The following is a 271-nucleotide window of genomic DNA, read 5'->3' on the forward strand; positions in this document are numbered from 1 at the left end:
GCCCATCGAAGCGTCCACTGACGGCGAACAACCGGCGTACTGGAGCGGTGTGTTCGCCATGACCTTGTGTGTCTTCGCGCTGATCGCCTCCGAGTTCATGCCGGTCAGTCTGCTAACGCCAATGGCTACGGACTTGCACATCAGCGAAGGTCTAGCCGGCTACGGCATCGCCCTCTCCGGCGCGTTCGCGGTGCTGACCAGCCTGACGATCAGCAGGCTCGCCGGCTCGATGGATCGCAAGCGCCTGTTGCTGCTGTTGACGGCGCTGATG

General features: G+C 63.1%; 1 pseudogene. It reads left to right on the forward strand.

Features of this window, described 5'->3' with window-relative positions:
* Nucleotides 1-4: 4 nt before the first annotated feature.
* Nucleotides 5-271: pseudogene (locus tag AAEY83_RS15180) on the forward strand (MFS transporter); the annotation flags it as partial.

This window comes from Psychrobacter sp. TB20-MNA-CIBAN-0197, assembly GCF_040309765.1.
In the GTDB taxonomy this organism is placed as follows: domain Bacteria; phylum Pseudomonadota; class Gammaproteobacteria; order Pseudomonadales; family Moraxellaceae; genus Psychrobacter; species Psychrobacter submarinus.